Source organism: Roseateles sp. AC306, assembly GCF_979253795.1.
The window spans coordinates 1-13953 of the sequence record NZ_CEEDEB010000020.1 but is presented as its reverse complement, the minus strand read 5'-3'; the positions used below and the strand labels follow the sequence as shown (position 1 = coordinate 13953).

The 13953-nt window shown below is 66.9% G+C and carries 8 protein-coding genes; all 8 read left to right on the top strand.

The features are described 5' to 3' along the window. The first annotated feature begins 35 nt into the window (after positions 1-35). The 8 genes from AC0IZJ_RS25685 (at position 36) to AC0IZJ_RS25650 (ending at position 13543) form a co-directional block, all read left to right on the top strand. On the top strand, positions 36-3947 hold the full coding sequence (locus tag AC0IZJ_RS25685) for a beta-galactosidase (protein WP_471854652.1): 3912 nt from the start codon (positions 36-38) through the stop codon (positions 3945-3947). Between the two features lie 11 nt (positions 3948-3958). Next, on the top strand, positions 3959-4807 hold the full coding sequence (locus AC0IZJ_RS25680; RefSeq protein ID WP_471854651.1) for an alpha/beta hydrolase: 849 nt from the start codon (positions 3959-3961) through the stop codon (positions 4805-4807). A gap of 21 nt (positions 4808-4828) precedes the next feature. Continuing rightward, the gene (gene bglB, locus AC0IZJ_RS25675) at positions 4829-5992 is read left to right on the top strand and encodes a beta-galactosidase BglB (protein WP_471854649.1); all 1164 of its coding nucleotides are present in this window, start codon (positions 4829-4831) and stop codon (positions 5990-5992) included. Positions 5993-6629: 637 nt separating this feature from the next. Then, positions 6630-8294: an MFS transporter gene (locus tag AC0IZJ_RS25670; protein WP_471854647.1), complete on the top strand. Its 1665-nt coding sequence runs from the start codon at positions 6630-6632 to the stop codon at positions 8292-8294. Between the two features lie 34 nt (positions 8295-8328). Continuing rightward, on the top strand, positions 8329-9582 hold the full coding sequence (locus tag AC0IZJ_RS25665; protein WP_471854645.1) for a rhamnogalacturonan acetylesterase: 1254 nt from the start codon (positions 8329-8331) through the stop codon (positions 9580-9582). 7 nt (positions 9583-9589) lie between these two features. Further along, positions 9590-10837 (top strand): serine hydrolase domain-containing protein, encoded by a 1248-nt coding sequence (locus AC0IZJ_RS25660; protein WP_471854643.1) that lies wholly within the window; start codon positions 9590-9592, stop codon positions 10835-10837. 208 nt (positions 10838-11045) lie between these two features. Further along, a complete protein-coding gene (locus AC0IZJ_RS25655) occupies positions 11046-12869 on the top strand; it encodes a rhamnogalacturonan lyase B N-terminal domain-containing protein (RefSeq protein WP_471854641.1) in 1824 nt (607 codons plus the stop codon). 8 nt (positions 12870-12877) lie between these two features. Continuing rightward, positions 12878-13543: a hypothetical protein gene (locus AC0IZJ_RS25650; RefSeq protein WP_471854639.1), complete on the top strand. Its 666-nt coding sequence runs from the start codon at positions 12878-12880 to the stop codon at positions 13541-13543. Positions 13544-13953: the final 410 nt, after the last annotated feature.

The window sequence follows — 13953 nt, the reverse complement described above, 5'->3', positions numbered from 1 at the left end:
AACTGCCCGAGGCTCCCCGCACTCCCGGTCCGCTCATGCCCGCTGCTTCCGCTTTGTCGCCCCGCCCCGCCCTCCGGATGGTCTCGCTGGCTTCGCTGCTGCTGTGTGCAGCCGCGCAGGCGCAGGACCTGCCCGGCCAGCAGGCGCCCACTGCCGTCAGCACGCCGGCGCCGGCGACAAAGCCGGTCATCAAGACCGAACGCACCTATCTGATGTCGGCCTTCATGGCCACGTCGCAGAACACGCTGAGCCTGTTCAGCTCCAACGACGGTATCAACTTCACGTCGCTGGGTTCGGAGGTCTACACGCCGGCCAAGGAGCTGCTGCGCGACCCGTCCATCATCCGCGCGGCGGACGGCATCTACTACATCGCCTACACGACCAACTGGAACGGCTCGACGTTCGGCATCGCCAAGTCGGCCGACCTGAAGACCTGGACGCATGTAGCCGATGTGCCGGTGAAGCTGGCCGGGGTCAAGAACGTCTGGGCGCCTGAATGGTTCCGTGACAGCGACGGCAGCCTGAAGCTCATCGTCAGCCTGTCGACGACCGGTACGCAAGGCCCGTTCGGCGCCTACACCGTGAAGGCGCTGGACGCGAGCTTCACGAAGTTTGGCGACCCGGTGCCCATGCAGGGGCTGGAGAAGAACTACATCGACACCTTCGTCATCCAGCACGAAGGCCGTTACGTCGCGTTCACGAAGAACGAGACGACCAAGTTCATCGAGCTGGCCACCGCGCCGTCGCTGGACGGCCCATGGACCTTCCAGAAGACCGGCGATTGGGCCGGCTGGGGCGGCCCGTCGGAAGGCCAGGCCCTGGTGCCGGTGAAGAGTGCAGACGGCCGCAATGGCTGGCGCATCTACTTCGACGACTACATGACGAAGCGCTACTGGTACTCCGACAGCTTCGACGGCCTGCAGACCTGGACGGCCAAGAAGGAGCTGGGCGGCGTGTCGGGGACCGTGCGCCACTTCACCGTCATCTCGGAAGACACCGCACAGCTGGCGCGTGTGACGGCCCCCAAGGGCAAGCCCAAGGCGATTGCCTGGGACCGTCACTCGCTCATCATCGACGGCAAGCGGGAGATGATCTTCGCGGGCGAGTTCCACCCCTTCCGGCTGCCCTCGCCCAGCCTGTGGCGCGACGTGCTGCAAAAGATGAAGGCGTCCGGCCTGAACGCCGTGTCCTTCTACTTCAGCTGGGGCTACCACTCGGCCAAGCCGGGCCACTACGACTTCACCGGCGTGCGCAACATCGAGCGCGCCATCCAGATGGCCGAGGAGGAAGGCCTCTACGTCATCGCCCGCATGGGGCCCTACGTCAACGCCGAGCTGACGGCGGGCGGCTTCCCTGGCTGGCTGCTGCGCCAGCGCGCGGAGGCGCGCACCGATGCCGCCGAATACCAGGCTGCGGCCGATGAATGGCTGACGCAGATCAACGCCATCCTGGCTCGGCACCAGATCACCAACGGCAGCGGCAAGGTCATTGCCTACCAGCTGGAAAACGAGCTGTTCGCGGTGAACCCCAAGAACATCCGCCACATGCAGAACCTGGCGGACAAGGCGCGGGCCGACGGCATCACCGTGCCGCTGTTCCACAACGCCGCCTCGCGCCTGCCGGACTGGACGCCCAAGAACTCCACCGCGCCGTTTGCCAACCCCGGCCCGACCGACCTCTATGCCTTTGACGGCTACCCAGGCGGTGTCTGCGGCGTCGACGCCAAGCCCGGCACGCCCGCACCGGCGCCGGACTGGGGCATCTACGGCAAGAACTTCCCCAAGGTCGGCTCGCTGGCCTCGCCCAACACGCCGGGCTTCGTCGCCGAGATCGGCGCGGGCTGGTTTGACTACTGGGGCTCTAACGGCACTTATGAATGCACGGCGGAGCGCCAGGGCCCGGGCTACCAGCGCGTGTTCTACGGCAGCAGCCTCATCAACTCGCTGACCATCCACTCCATCTACATGGCGTTTGGCGGCACCAGCTGGGGCTGGCAGCCGGGGCCCATCGTCTACACGAGCTACGACTACGGCTCGCCCATCAGCGAAGCCCGCGTGATGCGCGACAAGGCGCTGGTGCTCAAGCAGATGGGCGGCTTCGTTCAGGCGGCCACGCCGGTGTTGGCGCAGATGGACAAGGGCGACGTCATCGACGCGGGCAACGCCAGGATCAGGCTGTATCACAACGTCAACAAGGCACTGGGCAGCCATGTCCTGCTGGCCCAGCACAACCACCTGTCGGGCAGCGAGGTCTTCGGCTTCAAGCTGCAGACGCGCGACGGCAGCTACCAAGTTCCGCAGGCCGGCAAACTGACGCTGACAGGCCAGGACGCCAAGCTGCTGCTCGCGTCCTACGCGCTGGAGCGCCAGCACCTGGTCTACAGCACCAGCGAACTGCAGGCCCAGCTGCAGCAGGGTGCGCGTGACGTGGCGCTGCTCTACGGCCGCAATGGCGACGACGGCGAGACCGTGCTGCGCTACGCCGCCAAGCCGACCGTGAAGCTGCTGCGGGGCCAGGCCCAGGTGAACTGGGACGCGAAGAGCGGCGACCTGCGCCTGAACTATGCCCATCAAGGGCTGATCGAGGTGCTGATCAGCGGCGGCGGCCGCGCACCGCTGTTGCTGCTGCTGGCCGACGAGAAGACCGGCTGGGAGTTCTGGCGCTTGCAGGCCGGCGACCAGCCTGTGCTGGTGCGCAGCCCCGGCCTCGTCCGCACCGCAGCCATCGCAGGCAAAACCCTGCAACTGAGCGGTGACACGACGCAGCCGAGCACGCTGCGCGCCTGGGCGCCGGAGGGCATCAGCGCGCTGAGCTTCAACGGCCAGGCCGTCGCCGCGGCGGCGCAGGACTTCAGCCTCGCCGCCCGCGCCGCCCTGCCCGGCCCCGATGCCATCAAGTTGCCCGACCTGATGGAGCTGACCTGGACGCGCCGCTTCGATTCACTCGAAGCCGCACCGGGCTTCGACGACAGCGCCTGGCGCAAGACCGATGCGGGCGCTTCGGCCGCCAACGTCTACACCGCGCCCGACAAGGGCCAGCCGGTGCTGGCGATGAGCGACTACGGCTTCCATCACGGCGACGTCTGGTATCGCGGCCGCTTCACGACCGCCGACACCAAGCCGCAGCAGCTCGAACTCTTCTTCGGCGGCGGCGGCGCGGGTCTGATCCAGGTCTGGCTGGACGGCAAGTTCATCGGTCAGCAGGAGCACGACACCGGCCGGCCCTTCCCCGAGACGACCGACACCTTCCGGCAATTGCTGAAGGACCTGCCTGCGGGCGAGCATGTGCTGGCCGTCGTCGTGCGCAACAACTCGCACAACTGGGACCTGTTCGCCGACGACGTGCACAAGGAGGCGCGCGGCCTGATCTCGGCGTCCATCACGCCCAGGGGCGGCCAGCGCTTCGGCACGCCCATCGCCTGGAAGATCCAGGGCAACAAGGGCGGCGAGGACATCGCCGACCTCGTGCGCGGCCCGATGAACAGTGGCGGCCTGCACGGCGAGCGCATGGGCTGGCACTTGCCCGTCGACCCGGCAAAGCCCCAGGCCGGCTGGGAAGCCACGACGCCCGGCGCAGCGCCTTCCGCCCCCGGCAGCTACTGGCTGCGCACGAGCTTCAAGCTGGACATGCCGCAAGGCCATGACGTGCAGCTGGGCCTGGCCTTTGGCGACACGAGCAAGCCGCGCTCCGAGGTCGAGAACCGCGCGCTGATCTTCGTCAACGGCTGGAACCTGGGCCAGTTCATTGCCCACATCGGCCCGCAGCGCGTCTTCGTGCTGCCGCCCGGCATCCTGAACCCGAACGGCGAGAACACGCTGACACTGGCCGTCACGACCGATGGCCTGGCGGCGAACGCGCTGGAGGCCGTTCGCCTGGTGCCGCTGGCCGTGGCGCGCGGTGGCGTGCCGCTGGAAGCCGTGGCCCAGCCGCGCACCTTGCAGCGTTGATCGGCGTAGCCATGGCCCAGCTCCCAGCCGACACGAATCCGCGACGCCCGCTGCGCCGCTGGTTGCGTGCCGCCATGCTGGTCTGGGCGCTTGGCTTCAGCCTGTGGCTGGCGAACTCGCTGCGCACCCAGGGCGTGCCCGCAGAGATGCTGCAAAGCGATGCCCGCGTGCAGGTGCTCGATACCGGCACGGCGCTGGCCCTGCAGCCCACCGCTGGCCCGAAGCCGCGTGGGCTGGTTTTCTTTTGCGGTTCCGGCGTCGCTGCCGAGGCCTATGTGCCGCTGCTGCGCCCGCTGGCCGAGGCCGGCCACCGCGTGTTCATCGTCCGCCTGCCCTGGCGGTTTGCGCCGCTGGACTCGCAACGCGACGAGGCCATCGCCCACGCTCGCGCGCTGATGGCCGGCCAGCCCGACACCGCGGCCTGGGTCGCGGCAGGGCATTCGCTGGGCGGGGCCATCGCCGCCCGGTGGCTGCAAACCGCGCAACCTGGCGTGGCGGCGCTGGTGCTGGTGGGCACCACGCATCCCAAGTCGCACGACCTGTCGGCGCTGGCACTGCCGGTCACCAAGGTCTATGCCGAACATGACGAGGTCGCAGCGGCGAGCAAAGTGCTTGCCAACAAGCGCCTGCTGCCCGCCGGTACCGAATGGATCACGATCCCGGGTGGCAATCATTCGCAGTTTGGCCACTATGGCCATCAGTTCCTTGACGGCGAGGCCACCGTCTCCCGCGACGAACAGCAGCGGCTGACCCGCGCCGCGCTGTTCAAGGCGCTCGGCGATGGCCAGCCCGGCTCCACCCAATTCGCGCGTCTGCGCGTCGCAGCTCCCGGCCTTTTCCCGGCTGCGCTGTCCCTCTGAATAGTGAATAGAGACAACACCATGTCCAACCAGATCCTCAAGCCCGTCGATTCGTCCAAGATCCACCCGCTGCTGGCCCACCACACGGCACACCTCGGCGCGGACCGCGACGACATCCGCGGCGCCATCGACCGGCTGATCCACAACCTGATCAACATCGAGGACACCGACGGCAAGTTCCTGCTGCGCCTGGACGACGGCCGCGTGCTGGACACCAAGGGCTGGAACGGCTTTGAGTGGACGCACGGCGTGGGCCTGTACGGCGTCTACAAGGTCTGGGAGCTGACGGGCGACCCCAAGGCCTGGGACATCATGACCAGTTGGTTCGAGGCGCGCTTCAAGGAAGGCATGCCCAGCCGCAACATCAACACGGTGGCCCCCTTCCTGACGCTGGCCTACCTGTTCGACCGCACCGGCGACCGCCGCTTCCTGCCCTACATCGACCGCTGGGCCGAGTGGGTCTACAACGAGCTGCCGCGCACCGAGGAAGGCGGCTTCCAGCACATCGTCTACAACAGCGTGAACCACCAGCAACTGTGGGACGACACGCTGATGATGTCCGTGCTGCCGCTGGCCAAGTTCGGCCTGCTGCTTGGGCGTCCGCATTACGTGGAAGAGGCGAAGCGGCAGTTTCTGGTTCACATCAAATACCTGGCGGACCGCAAGACGGGGCTGTGGTTCCACGGCTGGACGTTTGAGGGGCGGCACAACTTTGCGAATGCCTTGTGGGCGCGCGGAAATTCGTGGGTGACCATCGTCATTCCCGAATTCATCGAGTTGCTGAACCTGCCTGAGGGCGATGCGTTCCGACAGTTCCTGGTGTCGACGCTGGAGGCGCAGGTGAAGGCGCTAGCTCAGTTCCAGTCGCCGTCCGGCTTGTGGCCGACGCTGCTGGATGACCCCACCTCGTATGACGAGGCGGCGGCTTCGGCTGGGTTCGCGTACGGCATCCTGAAGGCGGTGCGCAAGGGCTACATCTCTCGTGACTACGAAGCCTTCGGCGTGAAGGCGGCGCTGGCGGTGCGGTCGAAGATCAACGAGGCGGGGGAGCTGACGCAGGTCAGCTTCGGGACGCCGGTGTTCAACACGCTGCAGGAATACAAGGACATTCCGCTGACGTCGATGCCGTTTGGGCAGGCGATGGCTTTGCTCGCAATGGGCGAATTGCTGGTTCGCTTCATCTGATTTGGTTGGCTATGCGTTGCGGTTGGTTCTTGGCCAGGCCCAGCGGGGATTTCGCCCCCGCGGGCGACCTACTTTTTGCGCCGCCAAAAAGTAGGCAAAAAGCTCTCCCCTGCGAAACCGCCCCTTGCGGGGTCCCCTGCGATGCTCGAAACCCGGGGCCGCACCCAACTCACTTCGCTACGCTCCGTTCAAACAAAGGGGTGCGAAGTCAGATGTCGAAGCTCGCTGCGCTCGCGCCCCGGGCTTCTGCGCTTCTCGGCGGTTTAGAAGGGGAGGTTCCCGAACAGCCCCAACAGCCAGCAGCCAAGCCCGGAAGCCGTTTGCCACGAGGTATTCCTCTTACCCCCTTTAGCACCGCCGAGCAGCGCAAGGCCTTGAGGGCGTGCGCGAAGCGCACTTCAAGAACTGACTCCGCGCGGTTGTCTGACCGCAGCGTAGCGAAGGGAGTTCCGCGCGGGCCCTCAAGGACTGAGCAGCGCAGGGCACCCGAAGCGCAGCGTAGGGCGGCGCGGTCGGGGGGAGCTCTTTGGTTACTTTCTGGCGGACCAGAAAGTGACTCGCCCGCCGGGGCGAAATCCCGGCACCACTGTCCGCAGAAAACAAGAGCAGCTGAGACAAGCGCTCAAAGAGCACCGACATGACTCCCACCCGAAACCTCCACCCCGCCGCCAAAGAACCCACCTGGATCAACTACTGGGGTTGGGGCAGTGGCGACATGCTCGGCGCCGGCGCCCAGGCCGTCATCACGGGCTGGCTGTTCTATTTCTTCACCACCTTCTGCGGCCTCAGCGCCGTCGAAGCCGGCCTGATCCTGGGACTACCCAGACTCTTAGAAGCCATCACCTGCCCGCTGATCGGCTACGTGTCGGACAACCTGCGCCACACCTGGGTCGGCCGCAAGATCGGCCGGCGCAAGCTGTTCCTGCTGATCACCATCCCGCTGCTGCCCAGCTTCGCGCTGATCTTCCGCACCGGCCACAGCTTCACCTACTACCTGCTCACCTTCATCTTCTTCGAGCTGCTGTACACGATGTTTCTCATCCCCTGGGAAACGCTGGCCGCCGAGATGACCAAGGACTACAAGGCCAAGGCCAAGTTCGCCGGCGCCCGCATGATCGTGGCGCAAAGCTCGGCCATCCTGGCCTCCTACCTGCCCACGCTGCTCATCAGCCACTTCGGCGGCAAGGACTCGCCCGACACCTTCTTCTGGATGGCCGCCATCTTCGGCATCATCTTCTCCATCGTCGTCACCATCGTCGTGCTGACGAGCTGGGAGCGGCCCTATGGCCCGCGCGAGCAGGCCGTGCTGTCGCAGACCTATGGCGGCTTCAACCTCAAGGCGGCGCTGGCCATACCCGCCAAGATGTTCCGCGACCTGTTCTCCACGCTGAAGATCCGCGCCTTCCGCCAGCACCTGTCCATCTACCTGGGCGGCTACCTGTCGCAGGACATCTTCAACACCGCGTTCCCGATCTTCGTCGCCACCGTGCTGATGGGCGCGACCCTCGTCATCTCGCAGCTGATGACGGTCATGTATGTGGCCCAGCTGATCTCGGTGATGGTGGCCATCCAGATCGTCATCCGCACCGGGCCCGTGCTGGCCTACCGCATCGCCATCAGCCTGTTCGGCGCGGCACTGCTGCTGTACTTCGGCTTCTTCCTGACAACGCCAGAAGGCTTCCAGGAAGGCTTCAAGGCATTGGGCGCCAACCTGTTCACCGCGCTGGACCCGTCGCGCGACAGCTTCAGCCCGGCCCTGATCTTCTGGCTCTTCCTGCCCATCGTGCTGGCGGGCCTGGGCCGCGGCACGCTGAACTTCGTGCCCTGGTCGGTCTACAACTACCTGCCCGACATCGACGAGGCCGTCACCGGCCAGCGCCGCGAGGGCATCTTTGCCGGCGTGATGACGCTGGTGCGCAAGGTCGCCCAGAGCGCCGCCATCATCGCCACCGGCTGGATCATCGACCTGGGCGGCTACATCTCGCCCAAGACGCGGCCGGGCGAGGTCATCGTGCAGAGCGCCGAGGCCATCCAGACCATCACCGCGCTGATGGTGGGCGGGCCGCTGCTGATGATGCTGTTCGGCCTGGTGGCCTCGTGGTCCTTCCGCCTCAACGCGCGCACGCATGCCGTGCTCGTCAACGAGGTCGAGCGCCTGCGCAATGGCGCGACCGAAGCCGAGACCCCCGAAAGCGGCCGCATCGTCGAAGACCTGACCGGCTGGTCCTATGACCGCCTGTGGGGCCGTGGCAGCGGCCATGCGGCCGACTCGTCGCTGCAACCGCTGCAAGCCCGCCCTTGAGCGTCGCTGCGGGCAACACCTGACGGACTGACACATGCGCTTTCTTCTCCCCTTGCTCCTCTGCGCGCCTCTGTGCCTCAGCGGCTGCGCTTCGCCGCCACCGCCCGCCGCCAACGCGCTCAGCTTCGACCTCACCGCCACGCCCGAGCCCACTTACAGCCGTGAACGCGGCAGCGGTTTCGAGCCCGGTGCGCCGCGCAACGCGGCCGGCCAGCCGAGCTTCTTCACGGTCGACGTGCCCGCCGAGGGCAACTACCGCGTCACCGCCACGCTGGGTGGGACCAAAGACAGCGACACGACGATCAAGGCCGAGCTGCGCCGGCTGATGCTGGACGGCGTGCAGGTGCCCGCAGGCGCCACGCAGACGCGCAGCTTCATCGTCAACGTGCGCACCGCGCGCATCGCCGCAGTGCCCGGCATTGAGGCCGGCGTCGTCAAGCTCAAGGAGCCGCGCGAGAGCAAGGACGAGAGCTGGGCCTGGGACCAGCGCATCACGCTGGAGATCAACGGCAGCCAGCCCGCTCTGCGCAAGCTGGTCATCGAGCCGGTGCAGGTGCCCACCATCTTCCTGCTCGGCGACTCCACCGTGGCCGACCAGATGCGCGAGCCCTACAGCAGCTGGGGCCAGATGTTCACCGCCCTCTTCAAGCCGACCGTGGCCGTGGCCAACCACGCTCAGTCGGGCGAGACCTTCCGCGATTCGCTGGGTCGCCGCCGCATCGACAAGATCCTGTCGCAGCTGCAGCCCGGCGACACGGTGCTGCTGCAGTTCGGCCACAACGACCAGAAACAGCAAAAGGACGGCAGCGGCAACGCCGAGACCTACAAGGCCGAGCTGCGCACGCATGCCGAGCGCATCCTGGCGCGGGGCGGCGTGCCGGTCGTGCTGTCGTCGATGGAGCGACGCAACTTCGACGAGCAGGGCCGCTTGAGGCCCAGCCTGCTGGAGTACGCCGACGCCGCACGCGCCGTGGCCACGGACATGAAGCTGGCCTTCATCGACCTCAACGCGATGAGCCAGCAGTTCTACGCGGCCCTCGGGGTCGAGCGCTCCAAGGCGGCGCATCCGATCAACGCCGGCAAGATCGACAACACCCACCACAACAACTACGGCGCCATGCAGTTGGCGCGTTTGGTGGCGCTGGGCATGCGGCAAGCCCGCGTTCCGTTGGCCGCACAGCTGCGCGATGATCTCGGCCCGATCGACCCGAGCACGCCGCAGCCGCCGGAGCAATACCGCGTGGCCGCCAGTCCGGGTTTCACGCAGCAACGACCGCTCGGCGACTGACCTCCTCATGAAATCCACCGTTCTCGCCTTGGCGCTGGCCTGCGCCGCGCTGACCCACGCGCCCGTCACCAGCGCCGCGCCACCCAAGCCGGCCGAGGCCGTCAACGCACAAGGCTTCTCGCCCGAGCGCTTGAAGCGCCTGGACGCCGCCATCGACGAGCAGATCGCGAAGCAGCAACTGGCCGGCGGCGTGATGGCTGTGCTGCGCGATGGCAAGCCGGTCGTCTTCAAGGCCTACGGCCAGCGCGACATCGAGAACGCCAAGGCCATGCGCACGGACACGATCTTCCGCATCGCCTCCATGACCAAGGCGCTGACCACCGTGGCGGCCATGATCCTCTACGAGGAAGGCCGCTTCCTGCTGAAGGACCCCGTCTCGCGCTACCTGCCGGCCTTTGCCAACCAGCAGGTGGCGCTGCCCGGCGGCGGCACCGAGAAGCTGCGCCGCCCGCTGACCATCCACGACCTGCTGACGCACACCGCCGGCATGAGCTACGGCGGCGGCCCGGCCAAGGCGGCCTACGACGCCGCCGGCATGAAGGATTGGTATCTCGTCGGCAACGACGAGACCCTGGCGCAATGGACCGACCGCTTCGCCGCCCTGCCCTTGCAGAGCCAGCCGGGCGAGCAGTTCATCTATGGCTACGCCACCGATGTGCTGGGCCGCCTCGTCGAGGTCGTGTCCGGCCAGCCGCTGGACGCATTCATCAAGGCCCGCATCACCGACCCGCTGCGCATGGCAGACACCGGCTTTGCCGTGCCGCCCGAGAAGGTCGAGCGCCTGGCCAACGTCTATGGCCTGGAGGGCGGCCAGCTCAAGCTGATGGAAACGTCGGCCAGGAGCGATTTCGTCAACGGCCCGCACAAGCTGATGTCCGGCGGCGCCGGCATGGTGTCGACTGCGGGCGACTACACGCGCTTCCTGCAGATGTTGCTCAACAAGGGCGAGCTCGACGGCGCGCGCATCCTCGCGCCGCACACGGTGGCGCTCATGACGGCCGATCACCTGGGCGCCAAGTCGGGCGGCGACGCCGATGGCTTCGGCCTGGGCTTCTGGGTCAACGTGAAGCGCGGCGGCTTCAAGGAGCTGGGCAGCGAAGGTGCCTTCGGCTGGGGCAGCGCCTACTTCCCTCAGTACACCGTGGACCCGAAGGAACGCCTCGTCATCCTGTTCATGACGCAGCTGCGGCCGGCCGGCAATTCGACGCTGCACCTGCGCGTGCGCAGCCTCACGTATCAAGCGCTGATCAAGTGATCTGAGGCGCTGCGAGCCCGCGCGCTATGTCGCATTCGGTATCGCAAATCCATTGTCAGCGCTGTCTATACAAGGGCACTGAGGCCGCGGGTACGGCCTTGTCCAAACGCTCATCTGGTTGAGTACATGCGGAGGCAGGCACTGCCTACATTCCGCTCCGGTTTGCGGTTCGCAGACCGTGAACAAAGACACAAGACCAGGAGACTTCATGAACACGACAAGCACGCGCCTGCCTCTGGCGCGCTGGCTGGCCGCAGGCCTTCTCGCCGCAACGGCACCGGCCGCAATGGCCGCATTCAGCATCACCACCGTCCACGACAACAACAACGCGGCGCGACCGCAGTACGTCATCGACACCGATGGCGGCCTCGTGTTCAAGGTGCGGGGCTGGGACGCCAGCAGCACCACGGCCATCGGCGACTTGTCCAGCATGGTCTACAAGGGCGTGGAGTACGCCGACGCCAGCCGCGGCACGCAGCTCAACTCCGGTGCCGACTGGCTCTACAACGGCGTCAGCGCCGTCGGCCTGAAGGTCGAGGCGGTCAGCGCCAACGGCACCGTGACCCCGGCCGCCAGCAACAACGGCGGCGTCGTCAACGCGACCGACTACATCCGCGTCACCCTCACCAGCACCAGCACAAAGGGCGGCGTGTTGACGCACTACTACGTGGTGAAGCGGGGCGAGTCCAACATCCACATGGGCACGCACTTCACCGAGCAGCCCGACGTGCATGGCCTGGTGCGCTTCATCGCCCGCATCCCCGTCGGCAAGCTGCCCAACGGCGGCCCGGCCCATGCGGCCGGCGGCCTGGTCACCTACAACGGCGAGAGCTTCTGGGCCGAGGACCTGCGCGGCACCAGCGGCGCCATTGAGGCCAGCGACGTGTTCGGCTTCCCGGCCACCGACGCGCGCTATGGCCAGACACGCTCCAAGCACTACGCCAACCGCCGCCTGAAGGACTGGGAGTTCGTCGGCGGCAGCGGCCCCGCCGCAGGCATCTGGTTCTGGCGCGACAACAACGAGGGCGGCTCCAGCGGCCCGTTCTATCGCAGCCTGCTGCAGCAGATCACCAGCACGAACAACGAGCTGACCTACATCGTCAACTACGGCGAGGCGCAGACGGAGCCCTTCCGCCTGAACGTGCTGAACACGTACACGATGATCTTCAACGACGGCAGCGCGCCGACGGCAAGGCCTGACACCAGCTGGTATGGCCAGGTGGGCTTGGTCGGCTACGTGCCGCCGGTGGGCCGCGGCTCGGTCAGCGTCGCCGGCCTGACGGGTCGCGTTGCCGGCCTGCCCTACACGGTGGGTTTCGCCAACGCGCAGGCGCAGTACTGGGCCGACGCTGACCCTGTCGACGGCCACGCCACGGCCAGCGGCATGCTCCCGGGCGTCTACACGATGACCGTCTACAAGGGCGAGCTGGCCGTGCAGACGGGCTCGGTGACGGTCACCGCCAACGCCAACTACGCACTGAACCCGGTGGCCATCACGGCCGACCCCGAAGCCACGCCGGCCCTCTGGCGCATCGGCCGCTGGGACGGCACGCCGCAGGAGTTCATCAACGGCGACAAGCTGACCTTCATGCACCCGTCCGACGTGCGCATGGCCTCGTGGCTGGGCGCACCCTACGTCGTCGGCACGTCCACGGCGGCCAGCTTCCCGTCCTATCTGTGGAAGGACGTGAACAACGGCCAGCAGGTGCGTTTCACGCTCAGGCGCGGCCAGAACACGGCGCCGCTGCGGCTGCGCGTGGGCATCTCGGGCGACTTCGCCGCCGCCCGCCCGCAGGTGACCGTCAACAGCTGGAGCTCGGCCATTCCGCCCGCGCCGCCCAAGGTCTCGCGCAACTTCACAGTGGGCACGTATCGCGGCTTCAACCGCACCTACACCTTCGATATCCCGGCCGCGCAGCTCGTCGTCGGCACCAATGTGCTGACCATCAACGCCGTCAGCGGCACGGCGGGCGCCGGCTTTCTCAGCCCGGCCCTGTCCTTCGACGCCATCGACCTCGTGTCCGCGAACTGAACAAGATCATGAAGAACAAGCTCATTCCCCTGCTGACCGCGCTGCTCGCGGCCCCCGCCATCGCCGGCGTCGTGCAGACCACCGGCGCGGGCAGTGCCACGCCCGGTGCGACGCACCTGACCTACGCAGCCGACTTCGAGGCCAACACCGGCCTCGTCAGTCCCTGGGCCGAAGGCGGCCTGCTGTTCACGCACACCGGTTTCGCCAATGACAATGGCGGCTGCGGCTATGCCGGCGAGTTCTGCGTCGATGTGCCGGCCGGCCAGGCCTACAGCGAGTCCTTCTCGGGCAACTACTTCGCGACGGCGGGCACCAACGCCTACCTGTCCATCAAGGGCACTGGCGCCAGGCTGCACGGCATCGAGTTCGCGATGGACTCCGGCTATCTGGGCATCAACGTGCTGTGGCAGACGCTGCTGGATGGTGTGCTGACCGGCAGTGGCAAGGTATCGCTGGGTGCCACCGGCATCGGTGGCGTGCTGGGCCTGAGCGATGCAGCGGGCTTCAGCGAAGTGCGTGTCTACGCCTTCGACAGCGCCAGCGACAACAGTGGCTACAGCGCGCCGGCGATTGACAGCGTGAGGGCGTTCACGGTGTCGGAGCCGGGGTCGTTGTTGCTGGCGTCGCTGGCTGGCCTGAGCATGGCGGTTGTTCGCCGTCGGCGGCGGGGTTGATTAGCCAGCGGCTGGTTTGAGGGAAGGCCCAGCCGGGGTTTCGTCCCGCGGCCGACCTACTTTTTGCGCCGCCAAAAAGTAGGCAAAAAGCTCTCCCCTGCGAAACCGCCCACCCCAAAGGCGGGTGGGTGCCCTGCGATGCTCGAACCCCGGGGCGGCACCCAACTCACTTCGCTACGCTGCGTTCAGACAAAGGGGTGCGAAGTCAGAGCTTGAACCTCGCTTCGCTCGGGCCCCCGGCTTCTGCGCTTCTCGGCGGTTTAGAAGGGGAGGCTCCGAACAGCCCAACAGCCAACAGCCAAGCCCGGAAGCCGTTCGGTGGATGTATTTCTCTTACCCCCTTTAGCCCCGCCGAGGAACGGAAAGGCTTGAGGCCGCGTGCGCAGCACGCTTCAAGAACTGACTCCGCA